We start from the raw sequence: 17654 nt of genomic DNA, 5'->3' as shown, positions 1-17654 counted from the left end.
GAAGATTCGGCAGGCGTAAATTCGTATAATCAGCTTACATTCTTACATAAAAGGTGGTTTTACGATGGCTGGCTGGGAGAAGTTAAAGGATATTGTGCGTTTAGAAATCGTACAAAGGCGAGAAGAGGGCTGCGATGTCAGCGGGTTTCAGGACAAGTGGGCTGAAGCCGGGGATGACGAAGCGAAGCTGATGACGGTTTATGGTCAGTTGATGTCGCTTGAAATTCGCGCTGATTTCCCTTTTGAGGAACCTTCCGATTTGGCTGGTATTCGTGCGCTGCGGCCTGAAGGGCCTCGGCAATTACCGGCGGATAAATCGGAAGCTGAATGGCGCAATCAATTTCAAGGTGCGTGGCTCGGCCGAAGTATCGGGTGTGCACTGGGTAAACCGTTTGAGAATGGTCAATTTATGTATGGCAGTGGTGGAAGAAACGGATGGAAGAATATTGAGTTATGGTTCAAGGGCGCAGATGCTTGGCCGATTCGTGGCTATGTCCCAGGGAGTTCGCGAGCGTCAACGGAGTATGATTTGAAAATAAATGACTGGTGTAAGAAAAGCTGGAAAGAAAACATTCAGTTTATGGAAACAGACGATGATATCCGTTATACCGTGCTAGGCTTGATTCTATTGGAGGAAAAAGGATTGAATTTCGGCAGCTGGGATATTGGCAAGCTGTGGCATAAGTACCTCAGCTACCAGCAAGTATGTACGGCAGAGACACAATCTTATTTGAACTTTGCTCAGGTGACCTCCCATATGCAAGGTGAAAAAACGGAGGACTGGGCAGAGAAGAGTGACTGGGTACGAACATGGTTGAATCCGTATCGGGAGTGGATTGGTGCTCAGATTAGAGCCGATGGGCTAGCTTACGGCGCTGCAGGGAATCCGGAACTGGCAGCTGATTTAGCTTGGCGGGATGCTTCGTTCTCCCATGTAAAGAACGGTATTTATGGGGAAATGTTTGTGGCTGCGATGATTGCAGCGGCGTTTAACGAAAGTGACAATGAACGCATTGTGGAAATTGGACTCAGCGAAATTCCTAGCAATAGCCGGTTAGCTCATGATATTCGACAAGCGGTGGAAATTGCACGTACGTCGGTCGATCAATTAGAAGTAGTCGAGCGGATTTGGAATGCGTTCGAGCACTATCATTGTGTCCATACGAATAATAATGCAGCTTTAGTTGCTGCCTCGCTGATTTTCGCGAAGGACGATTTTGAATTAGCCGTTACGACATCTGTGCTAGGGGGCTGGGATACCGACTGCAATGGCGCTACCGTTGGATCGATTATGGGGGCAAAACTAGGAGCGGATCGGCTTCCTGCGTCATGGGCGGAACCGCTTAACGATACATTATATGCAGAGGTGACAGGATTCCATCCGATTGCGATTTCGGAATGTGCCAATCGCAGCTATGAGGTGTTCAAGAAGATTTCGGCGGAGTATGCTGCTGGCCAATTGACGGATATGACACTAATTCCATAATCGGAAAAACAGCTGGCATTTGAAAAAAATGCTCAGCTGTTTTTTTATGTCTTAATGCATATGAGTCCCCATGTCCATGCTCATTTGCATGGCTTTGCTTAAGGTAATGGACCAGTCCGCCTCATTCCATTTAACATCCCAACCCAGCAATTCCGTGATGAAACGCAAGGGAACTTGCGTGCGGCCATCTTTGAGTACGACGGGAGCCCCGATGTCCTTCTTCATACCGTTTACTTCCATCACATTTTTGCCTACCCAGAACGTTAGCGTGTCATTGCCAGCTTTGACCCAAGCGGTTTGAGTAGCTTGATCCCATGTGACATTCGCACCGATGCCTTCTGCCAAGAAACGAAGAGGAACGTAAGTGCTTCCTCCCCACATGAACGGAGCGGTATCCATCATCATCGATTTATCATCGATTGTTATGTTGCTGCTACCGATTTTCATCCAGATCTTCATCGTAGATGTCGTACTAGGTGCTTTCGGGTCATGAAATTTCTCTTGAAATTGAGCAACAATACCAGATGCTAAGTAATCACCCGTATGCAACATATGTGCGTAAGCTTCGCGAGTACTCGCATAGGTCACCTTATAATCTTTTCCCACATAGCTGTCAAAAGCACTGATTAACTGGGCAACGTGCGGCTTCAATGCCGCTGCGATATCCTCGGTTTTGAAGTTATTCGGATTTGCTCCTTCCAAGAAAGCTCCGAAATCTGTTCCATATTGATTTAACTTATCTAAGACTTCCTTCCGTTTCGTCTCATCCTTCGCAGCCGTCGCTTTGACATAATCCACAAAGAAGCCAATGTGTGTATTCCACAGTCCTTTGAAGGCTTTGCCTGCATCTGCACCATAGACGGAGACGATAGCAGCCGTTAGGTCATCGCTATTTGCTAGGAGAGCACGTGCCGCAGCATCAAAGTCAGGCGCGCCGTTAATTCCCTTTTGCATCGCTAAGACAGCTAAACCGCCATGTTCGCTTAACAGACCATCTAGTGCAGAGCGAAGATCTACGGAAGCAACAGAAGCACCATCATTGGTGAATTTATCGGGATATTGCTTCACAATCGCATCAGCTAAGGTATGACCAAAGTGCATCATGTGTGAATAGGCCTCACGCTCTGCTTTGTACGCACCTGTATAGTCTTTATTAACATAGTCGTTGAAAGCTTCGATCAGTTGACTAACGTGTGCCTTCAATCCTTCAGCGACGTCAGCCCCTTTCAGATTCGGGTTCGCACTTTCCAAGAAAGCGCCAAAATCAGGACCGTATTTATCTAATTTATCGAGTGCTACTTTGCGTCCAGCCTCGTCTTTCTTGCTAGTAGCAGTTACATAATCTACGAAGAATCCGATGTGTGTGCGCCAAAGTGCTTTGAAGGCCTTCTCGGCATCTGCACCGTATACAGAACCGATGGCTTTCGACAAGTCATCGCCATTGGCGAGCAACGCAGCGGCTACATCGTTGTAATCAGCAGCGCCGTCAATGCCTTTTTGCATCGTGATGACAGCTAGCTCGGCATGCTCGCCTAACAAGCTTTCGAGTGTGATGCGTAAGTCAGATGATCCGCTTTTAATCGAATACGTATGTGCGCTTGCCATTGCTGGGAAAATAAGTGTAAGTCCGAGTGCTGCTGTAGCTAATGTTTTGGTCATGGGTTTCATAGGTATCGCGCTCCTCTATAATGGTTTTTTGTGTGCTCTCGGTTAATAGAACGTGGAAGAATGAAATTTGGATCACAGGGATGACAATCTTTTTTTTGCCTATCATCCAATACAAAAGTTTTTGCGAAGTATATACTAGGGAGGAGACTTTGGAGAGGAGATCCTTCATGCAGGGTACAAGTACCGACCAAGAACTTATGATGCGAATTATTCATAAAGATGCCGATACGCTTAAATTTCTATATGACAAATACGAAAAGCCGATATATGCCTTTGCTTATCGCATCGTTCAAGACACGATGATGGCTGAGGAAGTTGTGCAGGAATTGTTCCTGCGGATATGGAATGCTGCCGAACGCTATGACGCGGGTCATGGAAAACTAACGAGCTGGATGTTCGCGCTGACACGTAATATTGCGATCGATATTCTCCGTAAAAAGCAGAATAGAACGTCGGGTCAAACCTCAGAAAGCGAACAATTGAATCGCATACCGGATAGCAGCAAGAGCACGGAAGATGTTGTTTTGGACGGTTTGAGAGGCCGAGAGATTCGAGAGGCTTTACATGGACTAAGCCCGGATCAGAAGCAAGTTGTTGATTTAATTTACTACCAGGGCTACACCCAACAAGAAGTGTCTGATCAGCAGGCGATCCCGCTAGGTACAGTAAAAAGCAGGGTGCGGCTAGCGCTAAAGCAATTAAGAGGACGGCTTGCAGGTGTGGGGAAGGAGGAAATTCAAGGATGAATAAGCCAACAAATGGCTGTGATAATCTGGAAATGTATGCAGTTGGTGGACTAGATTTGGAGGAACGTGCTGAGTTTGAAGCGCATCTCAAAGACTGCCCTGCGTGTGCTGCGGAACTTGTTGAGCTTCTCGCACTTGTTGATTTTCTGCCAATGGCATCCGACCCTGTACCCATTCCTGCAGGAATGAAGGCGCGTGTGCTTAATCATGTTTTGGGTGAGGAAGCTGAACCACCGCAAGCACCATTCGAAATCTACGAAGTTGTTCAAAAACAAAGCAACATGACTGGAAGCCGAGTCCGCCCATGGCTGTATGGTGGCTTATCAGCGGCAGTGCTCATCTTAGGTGTGTACAGCTATCTGTTGCAGCAGAATAACAGCGATTTAAAATCGCGACTAGCGCTGTTAGACCAGCCCGCAGAAGCGGTTCAAGTAAATAATGTTGTGGCTTTGAGCGCAACGGCCAAAGAAATTGTCGCTAAAGGGCTTGCAACGATTGTGATTGACGCCAAAGGCACACATTTACTTGTGCAAGCGGAGCAACTGCCAGAGCTTAAGAATAGCGAAGCCTACCAAGTTTGGCTGATCAAAGGGAAAGAAGCGCCAGTTAATGCAGGTACGTTCATGACGCATAATGGTACTGGCGGCCTTTACTACACCTTTGACCCGAACAGTTACGATACCATTGCTATTACATTAGAACCTGATGCTCATGGGGATAAGCCAAGAGGAACGCCGGTTTTAGCGGCAGCTTTACTGAAAAGCTGATGGATTTATCCATTCAGATGGAAAATGTACAGTTATTTCAGTTGTTTCTTAGCATGATGAGCCCTAACCCAAAGGGATATCCAACAAGATTATGATCTTGTTGGATATCCCTTTTTTTTGTGCCCAGAGGCAAGGACTACGACTTTTCATGCATGATAAGCTTCTTTCATCTTTTACAAATAATTAAATGGACGATAATATCGCGATGACAAACCTCTCGTAAACTTAAAAAGTAATAAGTCAAATAATTTTACTAATTATGGTTAGTTGAGAGGATGGTCGTTTTTGACACTGGAAAAATGGAAAAACAACTTAGCAGGGTACTTGTTTCTCGCGCCTTCGCTTCTTGTTCTTATTGTGTTTGTCATGATCCCTATCTTCTATAGTGCTGGATTAAGTTTCTTTTCCTGGGATATGCTGCGGCCTAATCCTACCTTTGTAGGCTTGGATAATTACGAAAGAATGTTTACGAACGATGAGTTTTATCACTCATTAAAACTGACGTTTTTGTTTGCTTTCATCACAGTTCCAGGGTCATTGATAATAGCTCTATTCTTTGCACTGCTGTTAGATCGTGGGTCTAAGAAATTAATCATATTGATTCGGTCCATGTTTTTTATGCCGATGGTCACCTCGACGGTAGCGATCTCTGTTGTATGGATGTTCATCTTCCATCCGGATTACGGATTGATGAATCAGTTTCTGGGCTGGTTCGGTGTCGAGCCGCTAAGCTGGCTGAACGATACCAAAACTTCGTTGTTGTCGATATCCATCATGTCGATTTGGAAGAGTATCGGCTACTGCGTCATTATTTTTCTGGCAGGTCTTCAATCGATCGATAATCAAGTCATGGAAGCTGCCAAGGTAGACGGTGCTACGAAATGGCAGACGGTTATCAAGATCAAGCTGCCTCTGCTGACGCCTTCGATTTTCCTGTTGTTGATTCTGCAAACGATTGAGCAATTTCAGACGTTTTCCCAAGTTGATGTCATGACACAGGGCGGACCGGCTAAAAGCAGTGAACTCATTGTTGTGCAGTTGTACCACTACGCCTTTGAATTGTTCCAGATGGGGTATGCGTCAGCTATTTCTATGGTCATATTCGGGATTGTACTGCTTCTTGTCCTGTTGCAAATGCTGCTGTTAGGCAAGAAAGTACACTATCAATAAGAGAAGGAAGGTAAGATAATGTTTTCTCAAACCAGATTAGTGGCACCAAAAATGAAAAGCTATTCGATGATGAAGGGACTACAATCTGATCACATTTCCGTACTAATCACATATTTCATTCTCGTGCTTGGTGCTGTTGTTATGATGATCCCGTTCCTATGGATGGTTCTTTCCTCCTTTAAGGAAATCGATCAAATCTTCACGGGCTCATTCCTCTCATTGCCAAAGGAATGGCACTGGGATAACTATATAAAGGCGTGGAAAAGTGCGCCATTTGGCCGGTTCTTTCTAAACAGTTTCGTGATGTCTATAGGCACTGTTGTAGGACAAATTATCACAAGCAGTCTAGCGGCTTATGCCTTTTCGTGGATTGAGTTTCGGGGCAAAAAGGTGATGTTCATCGCCATCGTAGCTACAACCATTATTCCATTTGAAGCAACGATGATCCCTTCCTATTTAGTCATTAAAGAGCTAGGTTGGATGAACAGTTATGCTGGACTCATCATACCAAGCATATGCAGTGTTTTTGGCATATTTTTGCTTCGTCAGTTCTTTCTCACGATTCCAAAGGATTTCATGGAAGCTGCGCGAATGGACGGCTGTTCTCACCTACGAATTCTGTTTCAAATCGTTTTGCCGCTATCGGGCACAGTGCTTGCAACATTAAGTCTGTTCGCATTCCTTGGGGCGTGGAACAGCTATCTGTGGCCCCTATTAATTACGAATTCTGCAGACATGAGAACCGTACAGATCGGTCTTCGTTACATGGTGGATAAGGAGCTTGGCACCCAATGGCCGCAGCTGATGGCAGCATCCACATTCATCATTTTACCTGTCATGGTCGTGTTCATGATGGCTCAAAAGTATTTCATTCGAGGGGTGATGCATTCCGGAGTGAAATAACCAGTTTGACAGTGATGAGCATGAAACTATCGAATTCCATATTCTTAGGAGGTATATACAAGATTATGAAAAAAACACTACTTACAATCATGAGTGCAGTAACAGTTATCACAGCGGCAGGTTGTGCTTCGAAAGAGGATGTGAATCAAGGCAACTCATCTGGTCAGCAGGCAACGGCTGCATCGGCTACAACTGCGGCAGCTAAGGAAGTGACGTTAACCTTTTGGTCAACGAATAAGGACCTTTATGCGGATGACATTAAGCAGTTTGAATCCAAATATCCGAACATTAAAATAAAAGCTGAATTTATGGGTGACTACGATGAAATGGCGAAGAAGGTCATGGCGGGTGTAGTAGCTAATTCATTACCTAATGTCGTGCAGCTGGGTCAAAGACACGGGATACCGCAAGTTGCCGACAGTGGCAAGCTAATTCCGATCGAGCAATTTATGGATAAAAAAGATATCGACGATATTTATCCGGCCTTCTGGAACCGATTCCGATACAAGGAAAAATTGTGGACGATTCCTTTTAACAGTTCGACACCTGTGATGTACTATAACAAAACGATGCTGGATAAAGCGGGAATTAAACCGCCAGATAATTGGAATGAATTAGTGGAAGCGGCCAAGAAGCTGACACAGGACACAAACGGTGATGGCAAGACGGACATTTGGGGCTTTAATACAGCAGCAGACACGCCATGGTACTTACAGCCAATGACTTGGAACCGTGGTGGGAAAATAGTAGATTCTGTAGCAAATAAGATTACTGTCAACAGCAAAGAATCCGTAGAGACATTAAAATCGTTCCAAGATCTCGTTAATGTGCAAAAAGCAATGGCGCCAAATCAGCACAAGACAGCTGAAGAAGATTTCAATTCAGGTAAAGTAGCGATTTTATTCAAATCAGGTTCCGCCTTAGCTGCTACTCAAAAGCAAGTAGGTGACAAATTTGCAGTAGGCGTCGCTCCTCTTCCGATGATTCAATCTCGGACAACGCCGATTGGCGGTAACAGCTTAGGTATCTTCAAGTCCAATGATGAATTGCAAAAGGCTTCATGGACCTTTGTTTCTTACTTGACGAATACGGAGAATGCTGCAAAAACAAGCATGAAATCAGGGTATGTACCGATTCGCAAGACATCCACAGATCTGCCGGAATTCCAAAAGTTGCTGAAGGAAAATGATGGCTTCAAGGCAAATATGGGACAAATTGAGTATTTGTATGGACAAGCTATTCATCCAGCTGACTCCTTGATTTGGTCTGGGTTAGTAACCGCTCTGGAAACTGTGGAAGGTGACAGCAAGGCAGATCCGCAAAAGTTGCTTGATAAGTTACAGCAGGATGTTGACGTATTTATGAAAAGTTACAAGTAAAAGCCAATTACTGGTTTGGGGAGTGCCTGCCTATTGGCGAGCATTCCCTTTTTCAACCATTTAAGGACATCATGATCAAAAATTAGGTTAAAGGAGTGCTATTAGATGTTTATGAATCTTGCACATAGAGGGGCTTCCGAATATGCTCCGGAGAATACGTTAGCGTCATTCTATAAGGGAATCGAGATGGGAGCTAACGGTATCGAAACGGATCTCAAGATAACGAAAGATGGCGTAGTCATTCTGTTTCACGATAATGAGTTGAATAGAACGACGAATGGTACAGGACTTCCTTCTGATTATACGTGGGATGAGCTGCAGCAGTTGGATGCGGGAGGGTGGTACTCACCGCGCTATGCAGGGGAACGCTTAGTTTCCTATGAGCAGTTTCTTCATTATTTTGGGAGAAAACCGTTGCTGTTTGCGTTAGAATTAAAAGATAAGTTTATAGAGGAGCAAGCGCTCTACTATATTGAGAAATATGATGTCCGTGAGCAAGTAACGGTTACTTCCTTTTCATACGATAATCTTCGTGCCGTACGAGCAAAAGATGCGACCATCAAAATGGGACATTTGGTCCGACACATTGATCTTTCTTCGATCGAGCAAGTGAAAGAGATTAATTGTCAACAGATTTGCCCAGCCACAGAGTTCATTACTGCAGAAGGTGTTGCACTAGCGAAAGCACATGGATTAGAGGTCAGAGCATGGGGAGCATTTAGTGAAGCACTTATGCACAAAGGTTTGTCGTGCGGAGTGGACGGAATGACGATTAATTTTCCGGATAAGTTGTCAATGGCTCTAGCCAGTAAAGAAAACAGCACCATTTCCGTCGAGTAAATCTGGGCGTAGCTGCCTAAGCCCTTTGTAGGAAAGAAATGGGTGAGGGGGATGAGGTTTGAAAACCGAGCAAGGTAACAGCTTTCAGTGGATGAAGATGAATAATCAGGGCAAGGTTCTAAAGCTGCTGCACCGTGAGAGGCTCATCTCGCGTATTGAAATTTCTCGGAAATCAGGGATTCAAAAGCAAACCGTCACGAATATTATTGGGGATTTACTGCATCAAGGCTTGGTTGTAGAAGAGGAGACGTTATCTTTAAGGGGAGCCGGGAGACGACCTACGCAGCTGCGGTTAAACAGGGAGCGACTGGTTTCAATTGGCGTAGAGGTGACCAAAAGTCATGTTGCCGGCGTGCTTATGGATTACAACCGTATGCTGTTGCATCAGGAGAAGCGGTCACTTTCTTTAACGCCAATAAGGGATACGAACTCGGTCCAAGCCCAGCATGCGGCTGAACAATTGCTGAACATGCTGATTCAGATCATCGAAATACTTTTAGCGAAGGTACCTGAAGCCTCTATTTTCACCGGTATTGGGGTAGGTGTCCAAGGTATCGTTAATTCCCATGAAGGTATTGTTATCCATTCTCCTTATCTGGGCTGGTTTCAGGTTCCTGTTCGTTCACTTTTGGAAGGCAGGTTCAGCCTGCCTGTTTTCATTGATAATAATGTTAGAGCCTTTGCCATTGGTGAGGTGTGGTCCCGTCCGGAGGAGGATTTGGGGCATGCCCTTTGCGTCTATTTGGATGAAGGTGTCGGAAGCGCAATAGTCATCAATCATGAGATCTATTCCGGCTATCAATACCAAGCAGGGGAAATCGGCCATGTGAAGATTGAACTAAACGGCGAGTTGTGCTACTGCGGTCAACGGGGGTGTCTAGAACCCTATGTATCCGTTCAGAATCTGGTGAAAAAAATGGGTCTGGACGGCGGCTTCGGTGAAATAGTGACACTGCTGAAGAAGCAGGATACTCGAGCTGTAAAGGAGCTTCAGGACGTTGGAGATCGATTAGGGTTTGTATTGGGAAATACGATTAACCTAATAAATCCGCAAGCGGTGATCCTAGGAGGTGAGTTAATAACCGCTGTGTCCTGGTTTGCCTCGTCTATGAACTTAGCGATGGAACAGACGATTCGATTAAGCAATCGGAATACAGCGATTATTTATTCTGATTTTCACCAAAATAACGGATCTATTGGGGCTGCTTCACTTGTTTTTCATCAAGGTTTATTGAATACGATTTCAGGAAAAGAAGGCTCTGGATCATGATTTCAACAGCACGATGGCTTATGGCATTCTATTTTATTTATTACGGCACGACAGCGATGAATATTATCTACCTGCCTTTGGTTCTTAAAGAGAAAGGCCTCTCGCTCTTGGAGATTGGTGCGTTTCTGTCTGCGGGACTTATAGCAGGCGCGGTGGCTCAACCGTCCTGGGGCGCGGTAAGTGACAGAGTCGGCGGAGTGAAAAGAATTATCCTATGTTGTTTAGTAGGGATGACGGTCGGTCTTGGCATCCTGTTTGCTTCGGAAGATCGCTTGCTATTGTTGATAGGGTATTTGATATTTGTCATTTTTTCTTCTCCGGTCATTCCCTTGGTTGATTCGTGGAACATGTCACTCAGCGAAACAGGGGGGCGGCCTTATGGGGCTTATCGCATTTGGGGGAGCTTGGGTTTTGCTTGTGCCGCGCCTTGTATGGGATGGATTTCACAGCAAACGGGTCCTGTAGTTTTATATGTACTTTATTCAGGAGGTCTAGTACTTTCGTTGATCTGTCTGCTGCCACTGCCGGATGAGCCTCGCCACACCTCGAGTACCAAGTCGAATTGGTCTATAATGACGATATGGAGTGGAAAGCCGGGATTATGGTTCATCATGGGTGCACTATTATTGCTAGGTTGTGCTTCCCGAGCAGCAGATAATTTCACAGGCATCTATGCACAAGATATCGGCGGCACGGAATTGTTTGTAGGACTCTGCTGGTCTGTTGCTGCACTTTGTGAAATCCCCTTTTTTTACCGAGCGGCAGCGTGGGTCGACAAATACGGTCCAATCCGTGTTCTTTGCACAGCTGCAGCTTGTTATGGAGTCAAATGGCTGCTCATTTGGACAACTGGGAACTTAGCAGGACTTATGATAAGTCAAGCGCTCCAGGGCGCAACATTTGCATTGATGTACGTCGCGGCCATGTATTACGTGCGATCTATTGTCCCAACAGCGTTGCGATCAACAGGACAAATGCTGCTTTCGATGTGGATGTTCAGTCTCGCAGGTGTGTTAGGCAGTGGCATGGGGGGATGGCTGATGAATAAGGGTTACTCCTTGGAATTATTTGCCGTCTGTGTCTTACTTGCGGGAGCAGCTTTTGTCCTGCTATTAGCAGGTGTACACCGGAATAAAAGCCCACGGCTCGTTCATACACGTCCAGGAATGTAGGAGGAATGAAACTCGGAAAGGAGTGGCGAATGTATGACTCATGTGATTGAAATGAACGAAATAGGTTGGAATAGAGATAACAAGATCATCTTGGAAGATATAACTTGGCAAGTTGCCAAGGGCGAGCATTGGGCTATTCTTGGACTAAACGGCTCAGGCAAAACAACCCTGCTCAACATGATTAATGGCTACATTTGGCCAACGAAAGGGCAATTGTCCGTGTTGGGGCATCCTTTTGGAAGCGTTGATATAAGAGAATTGCGCAAGTCAATTGGGTGGGTCAGTTCATCCTTGCAGGAGAAGTTGTATGCTTCAGATAGAACACAGCATGTCGTAATCAGTGGCAAACATGCCTCTATAGGGTTATATGATAAACCGAGTGAAGAAGATTACGACCGTGCAAGGGCGTATATGCAGCAGTTGTCTTGCTTGCATTTGTATGATCGTACGTATCAATCCTGCTCGCAGGGAGAGAAACAAAAGCTGCTCATTGCTAGAGCATTAATGGCATCACCGAAGCTGTTAATTTTGGATGAAGCTACAAACGGTCTGGATTTTCTTTCTAGAGAAGCTTTATTATCCAGTATTAGTGAACTAGTCAAGAGTCCGAATGCCCCGACGCTCCTATTTGTCACCCATCATATTGAAGAGATTCTTCCTGTGTTTGGCAAAACTTTACTCATTCGTCGCGGCGGTGTATTTGCCAAAGGAGACTCGCGCGAAGTACTGACTAGTGACAGTTTGTCCGCTTTCTTTGAAACCTCTGTAGAAGTGAATTGGCAGAATCAGCGGGCATGGATTTCCATTCCCTAAACAAACGGAGACCCTCAGTCTTTTGCTGAGGGTCTCTTTGTACGTTCTGAGGAAGTCCCCACAATACAAATCAGTAGGGACTGTTCGTGTTGAAAGCGTTATAATAAGAGACATGGGATTCGTGCCTATTATAGTTTGAACACAAGGGGGAACTGGCATGAAACTTTGGCGAATCGTTCGGGAGAAGAAATATTTGCTACGCATTTTTCTATGGATCAACTGCATGATCCTGCTCATTTTACTTCCATTTTCAAGCCTGATCTATGTGAATGTGGAGAAAAATATGTTCCAAAGCGAATACGAGGGAAGCCAAAAGCTCCTGTCTCAAATGAAGTACAATATCGATTATTTGGACACGATGATCAGTAAACTGACTTTTTCTACATACGGCAATAATGATGTGAAGGCACTTATGTATTTGAATGACGAAGAGACGTATGATCATATGAATACGATTAACAAATTGAATGCGACGGTGGTCGCAAACTATCCGTTCGTTCAATCCGTTTATGTCTATAACAACCATAAGAAAATGTACTACTCCACATTCGGTGAGTTGTACCATAAGGATGCTGAGTTAGATAAGGTTCTTGCACAGAACGCTCCGGTTATCCCGTTAAAGGCGATTGTGCGGAAAATGCAAACCGGTGGCACTACCGCTAGTCCTACCTACGATACTGTATTGAGTTATGTCATGTTTGAAAATGTAGATGCAAAAGGGGTAATGGACGGAGCCATCATTCTCAATGTGAAATTAGATTGGCTCGTCGATAACATTCGAACGATTAACCAGTTTGATGCGCGCACGCAAAGCGATTTATACATTTTAGACAACAAGAATCAGTTCATAGAGACCGATACTAACCAGATGATCGCTGAAAATCCTTCGGCGGTAACAATCAAGCGAGCCTTCGAATCGTCGGTTTCCCAAGAGCGGATGCATGCGGGAGAGTCGGCTGGATTTTACGAAACTGAAGTGAATGGTGACAAGCTCATCGTGTCTTATATCTATTTGGAAAAAACGGGATGGACCCTGTTGGAAGCAAAGCCGTACAAAGAAGTGTACGCTAATCTGAAGCAGTTGATGGATACGATTGTGATCATCACGGGAGCTGTTTTTGTAGGTGCGCTGCTGTTAACGTTATCGGTTTCTCGAGGTATTTATAAGCCGGTGAGAAGGTTAATCGAACAGACATCGCCCGGAGGGGCTGGAAAAGAGGGCTTCCTGAAGCCTGGTGTGAAAGACGAGTTTTCCTATTTGACCGAGGTGTATCAGAAGTCGCGAGAACAGCTCTATGAGTACAACCTCGAGAAGAACAATAATACGAGCATCATGAAGATTTACTTTTTGAAAAAGCTAATAGCCGATAGCTACAGCATGAATGCAGCTGAATTTGAAGACGTATTGAGGCAGTTGAATGATGCCTTAACCAAAGATAAACCTTTCATCATTTGTGTTCTCCGCATCGATGAGTACAAAAAGTTCCTAAGCCACAAAAGCCTAGCAGAACGGGAGTTGCTGCGCTTCGCGATCGCTAATGTCACGACGGATGCTATATCCCAGATAAGTGTCGCCCAAACCGTGGATATGAAAGATGACACGTTCACGATCCTTTTGAACACCGTAGATAGTCAAGAGAACGCCGTGGAACAAGTGGAACAAGCGATTCGAGAAGCGCAGAACTACATGGAGAAGCATTACCATATCACATTCACGGCAACCGTCAGCAATAGCATTAAGGAGTATACAGCAATCGCTGCTGCCTACAACGAAACCTTAGCGAATAGCTCTTATCGGTACGTGTTTGGAACGAAGTCTGTGATTAGACAGGTACGAATTGACGAGAATATGGGGAGTGTGGATGTCGAGCAAGTGTTGGAGCTAGTAAGCAAATTTACAGATGCAGTGCCTAAGGGACATGCAGCCAAAACAGAAGAAAGACTGCGCGAAGTATTCAGTCAGATTCGCAAATTGGACTATGGCAGCATCATGCTGTTGAGTATGCAGGTCGTTCACCATTTGAAGATGACGATTTTTGAGATGAACCGCACGAGTAAGGAGCCCATTGCTGTTCCAGCCAGACTGATGAGTCGTGAACTGTATGAGGAGGAAACGATTGATCAATTCGAGGGGCTCTTGTTGGAAGCGGTACGCACCATCCATAGTGAGGGCGAAGAAAAGGGCATCCAAGGCAACCAAGTTGTTGCCGATACGATGAAGGAGATCATCGATTCCAACTACTTTGACTCATCCCTTTCTGCCGCAAGTATTTCTGACATGATGAGACTGCCCGCTTATAAGTTGAGCAAAATAGCCAAGATTCACCTCGGGATGTCAATTCCCGAATATATTAATCAGGTCAAGCTTCATAAAGCGGTGGAATGGATGGAGAATTCAAAGCTCAGCATCCAAGAGATTATGCAGCGTGTGGGCGTTGAGAATGAGAGTTACTTTTATAAATTGTTCAAAGCTAAGTTTGGAATGACGCCCAGGGAGTATATGGCGAAGCGGGTTCGATGATATTGAAATTGAAAACAGACCCAGTTGTCCATGATGGACTTCGGGGTCTGTTTGATGTGTGCCTATTTAATTGTATACGGCAGTTTAAACGTCCAAAGAAGTGTTCCATTTTCTGGCGTCGTGCTGTCAATGCCAAAATCGTTATCGTTCGTGATAGCAAGTGTATCACCATTAATAAGCGAAACACCTTCAATTTTTTCATAAGGGAACTTGAATTGAACGGCATCCAGTACAGTTCTCTTCGTCGTAGGCAGAATTCCATTTGCTTTCAAATCTGCTATCGTCATTTGCTCAAGCGTTTTACCTGCCGCAGTCGCACTGTCGTACTTGCCACTAATATTAGTAGCTGTTGAAAGGTCAATGGCATAGATGCGCTTCAATTGTGCTTTATCGCCAGAGAATTTATCCCGCTCATCGATTAACAGTGTGTTCTCGTTCACGACAACCATATCAGAGATAACGATATCTCCTTGAGCTAGATCTTTAAATTGCTTCGCATCCTCTAGGACGTATACAAACTCACCAACAGGGTTAAGTGTCGCTAGGTCAAATTTAATAATCCGGACCTGACGGGAATTATCCATGGCTTTATCTGGATTGCGAAGTGCATTTTGCATAGCCATAAACATATATTTGCCATCAGGCGTAATGCCAACAGCTTCAGCTCCACGGTTCTGGCGAAGTTTGTTGTACACGTCTGGCAGTGTCTCACGGGATGGCACAAGCGGAGCGGACGCCTGACTTGCCCAACCTTTAGGAACAATACGCTCAATAATCGTACCGTCACGCTTCACATGAACAATGGATGGACCATATTCATCGGAAATCCAGAAAGAGTCATCTTTCGGATTGTAAGCCAAGCCTTCGATATCAAGTCCATACGGGTCGTAGGCTAACACTTTCTCGCCTTTTGCATCATACGGCTCTTCATCGCGTCCTTTAATATTCGGCAGCCCAGTAATCGTAACTTTACCTGATACAGGGTCAGTACCTGACAGCTTCAACGGGAATTTGTCCAAAATGTTGATTTCGCCTTTAGTAACTTCGATTTTATAAATCGTCGGTACGTAGTCTGGAAGCGGGAATGTGCGCACTGTTTTACCGTTGATGGTAGGTTGACCGTTTGGCCCGCGATCAGCCGTTGTATAGAATACATTATCAGGGTCTCCTGGAATGTGCGTTAAGGATGAACCAACTCCCATTTTGATACCTTCTGCCAGATTGGGTGCTTTGAGCTCGTATTTACCAGTTAAAACAGGCTTGTCCGTTAAGGACACACTGCTGCGGAACTCATCCCAATCGACATATTTACCCAAAGATTCAGAGAGAGCACGAACTGGCATGTATAAGCTGCCATCCAAATTGACAGCAGGTGCTGATGGCTTAATCACTTGTCCATTACTCGAGTATATGACATTCTCGGAAGTTTCCCCACTTACTTGTTGAGCCGTTACTGTTCCCGAAACTGCCACCGGAAGAGCAAGTAGTAAAGAAGTTAATACGATCCATTTACGTTTCATTTGTAGCATTCTCCCCTCACTATTGTCCGCATTTATGTTTGACTTCTTAGTTATAGCAAATCAATGTAAGGGTTGTGTAAATTGAATATTACGGGAATGTAAATTTTGAGATCGTTATCTGGAGTTGCTTCCGCTCATATATCCAGATGCGAGTGTGATATACTGTATATGATGTATACATTTTCGGAACTGCAAGGATAATGGAGGATTGAGCAACATGGAAATCGGCGACGAGATCGATGATGAAATCATACAGAGCTTACCATCAGGTGTAGCGCTTAGTTGGGGAATTATTAAGCCATCCCGCAGAGGGCCAAAAGGTGAACTTAGCATCAAAAAAATCGTTGACGCGGCGATAGACATTGCAGACAACGATGGACTTGCGGCGGTGTCCATGAGCAGAGTGGCCCAATCGTTGGGGTACACGACGATGTCGCTCTATCGCTACATCACAAGCAAAGAAGACTTGCTCGTGCTGATGCAAGATGCAGTCTGTGATATTCCCATTCCACCGGAGGTGCCAGGAAAGCCGTGGCGCGAAGAGATGGGGGAATACGTCTGGGCATGCGTAGATGTGTTCCGCAAACATGCGTGGTATGGGGATATTCCGATTACGAGCGTGCCACTCGCGCCTAATAATCTGCAGGTCATCGACTGGATGTTGCGAATCATGCGGGATTTTCCATTGAATGATTTTGAGAAAATGTCATTTCTATTGCTCGTTAGCAGCTATTCTAGAGCATGCGGTCTGATCGCGCGCGACATGGATAAGGCGATCCGTGATGGTGCGAGCCCGGAGACATTTGGCGGCATCACGTATGGGGCAGCACTCAAACAGCTGGTGAAGCCGGATCGTTTTCCCCATCTCCATCCCATCTTAATGGCGGGTGCTTACACGGATGAGGCGGAGAATCCGATCGGCAATGATCTGGCCTTCGGACTCGAGCGAATCTTGGATGGGATTGCGCATTATTTGCGGGAGAAGGGAGTGGGGCAGGGGGAATAGTCCCTCGACCCCAAAGGCAAAGGCAAAGGCAAAGGCAAAGGCAAAGCTAAAGCCAAAGCCCAAGCCAGAGCCCAAGCCAGAGCCCAAGCCCAAGCCCAAGCCCAACCTCGAAGCGACCCGACCCCCGAAGCCACCCCAACCTCGAAGCTTGTTTGTAGGCTATCACTGGGAATAGCGTTATGCCTTGACTTACAGCACGCAGCAGCTCGCTTTTCACTTCTGTAACTCGAATTTTTCGACTTACAGCACGCCGAAGCTCGCCTTTCACTGCTGTAACTCGAATTAATACGAAAATAAAATGTTGCAAATTGGATATAATGATGCGTATAGGCAAAAAAAAGTCCCACTACCTGAAAAACTAACTTTTTCCGAAAAAAATTAGTTTGCGCCTTG

The 17654-nt window shown here is 45.3% G+C and carries 15 protein-coding genes; 12 read left to right on the top strand and 3 right to left on the bottom strand.

The genetic code is table 11. The features are described from left to right. Positions 1–64 precede the first annotated feature (64 nt). A complete protein-coding gene (locus AC58QT_RS20175; protein WP_497410590.1) occupies positions 65–1486 on the top strand; it encodes an ADP-ribosylglycohydrolase family protein in 1422 nt (473 codons plus the stop codon). Between the two features lie 51 nt (positions 1487–1537). Here the strand turns inward: AC58QT_RS20175 and AC58QT_RS20170 are convergent, their stop codons facing one another. After that, the gene (locus tag AC58QT_RS20170) at positions 1538–3154 is read right to left on the bottom strand and encodes a copper amine oxidase N-terminal domain-containing protein (RefSeq protein ID WP_497410589.1); all 1617 of its coding nucleotides are present in this window, start codon (positions 3152–3154) and stop codon (positions 1538–1540) included. 167 nt (positions 3155–3321) lie between these two features. Between AC58QT_RS20170 and AC58QT_RS20165 the strand changes: the two genes are divergently transcribed. From AC58QT_RS20165 to AC58QT_RS20120, 10 genes are all read left to right on the top strand, one after another. Further along, the gene (locus AC58QT_RS20165) at positions 3322–3900 is read left to right on the top strand and encodes an RNA polymerase sigma factor (protein ID WP_497410588.1); all 579 of its coding nucleotides are present in this window, start codon (positions 3322–3324) and stop codon (positions 3898–3900) included. Continuing rightward, the gene (locus AC58QT_RS20160) at positions 3897–4667 is read left to right on the top strand and encodes an anti-sigma factor (protein ID WP_497410587.1); all 771 of its coding nucleotides are present in this window, start codon (positions 3897–3899) and stop codon (positions 4665–4667) included. The genes AC58QT_RS20165 and AC58QT_RS20160 overlap by 4 nt, the downstream gene beginning before the upstream one ends. A gap of 285 nt (positions 4668–4952) precedes the next feature. Beyond that, positions 4953–5837: a carbohydrate ABC transporter permease gene (locus tag AC58QT_RS20155; protein ID WP_497284686.1), complete on the top strand. Its 885-nt coding sequence runs from the start codon at positions 4953–4955 to the stop codon at positions 5835–5837. Between the two features lie 18 nt (positions 5838–5855). Continuing rightward, positions 5856–6740: a carbohydrate ABC transporter permease gene (locus AC58QT_RS20150; RefSeq protein WP_497410586.1), complete on the top strand. Its 885-nt coding sequence runs from the start codon at positions 5856–5858 to the stop codon at positions 6738–6740. Between the two features lie 65 nt (positions 6741–6805). Further along, positions 6806–8119: an ABC transporter substrate-binding protein gene (locus AC58QT_RS20145; RefSeq protein WP_497410585.1), complete on the top strand. Its 1314-nt coding sequence runs from the start codon at positions 6806–6808 to the stop codon at positions 8117–8119. 105 nt (positions 8120–8224) lie between these two features. Beyond that, positions 8225–8959, top strand: a complete 735-nt coding sequence (locus tag AC58QT_RS20140; RefSeq protein ID WP_497410584.1) for a glycerophosphodiester phosphodiesterase — start codon at positions 8225–8227, stop codon at positions 8957–8959. A gap of 58 nt (positions 8960–9017) precedes the next feature. After that, positions 9018–10229 (top strand): ROK family transcriptional regulator, encoded by a 1212-nt coding sequence (locus tag AC58QT_RS20135; protein WP_497410583.1) that lies wholly within the window; start codon positions 9018–9020, stop codon positions 10227–10229. Next, positions 10226–11401 carry an MFS transporter gene (locus AC58QT_RS20130; RefSeq protein WP_497410582.1) on the top strand — a complete coding sequence of 392 codons (1176 nt, stop codon included), beginning with the start codon at positions 10226–10228 and terminating at the stop codon, positions 11399–11401. The genes AC58QT_RS20135 and AC58QT_RS20130 overlap by 4 nt, the downstream gene beginning before the upstream one ends. A gap of 33 nt (positions 11402–11434) precedes the next feature. Next, entirely contained in the window at positions 11435–12214 is a 780-nt protein-coding gene (locus AC58QT_RS20125) for an ABC transporter ATP-binding protein (RefSeq protein WP_497410581.1), read from the top strand. Positions 12215–12371: 157 nt separating this feature from the next. Continuing rightward, positions 12372–14735 (top strand): helix-turn-helix domain-containing protein, encoded by a 2364-nt coding sequence (locus AC58QT_RS20120; RefSeq protein WP_497410580.1) that lies wholly within the window; start codon positions 12372–12374, stop codon positions 14733–14735. Between the two features lie 62 nt (positions 14736–14797). Here AC58QT_RS20120 and AC58QT_RS20115 read toward each other — a convergent pair whose 3' ends face one another. After that, a complete protein-coding gene (locus tag AC58QT_RS20115; protein WP_497410579.1) occupies positions 14798–16255 on the bottom strand; it encodes an esterase-like activity of phytase family protein in 1458 nt (485 codons plus the stop codon). A 217-nt stretch (positions 16256–16472) separates the two neighbouring features. On the opposite strand from AC58QT_RS20115, the gene AC58QT_RS20110 reads away from it, so the two are divergent. After that, positions 16473–17261: a TetR/AcrR family transcriptional regulator gene (locus AC58QT_RS20110; protein ID WP_497410578.1), complete on the top strand. Its 789-nt coding sequence runs from the start codon at positions 16473–16475 to the stop codon at positions 17259–17261. Between the two features lie 46 nt (positions 17262–17307). Here the strand turns inward: AC58QT_RS20110 and AC58QT_RS20105 are convergent, their stop codons facing one another. Continuing rightward, on the bottom strand, positions 17308–17595 hold the full coding sequence (locus tag AC58QT_RS20105; RefSeq protein WP_497410577.1) for a hypothetical protein: 288 nt from the start codon (positions 17593–17595) through the stop codon (positions 17308–17310). Between the last annotated feature and the right edge of the window lie 59 nt (positions 17596–17654).

It is taken from the genome of Paenibacillus sp. J31R109 (genome assembly GCF_059692055.1).
Note: the sequence above shows the minus strand (reverse complement) of the source record. Positions and strands in the feature narration are given on the sequence as shown.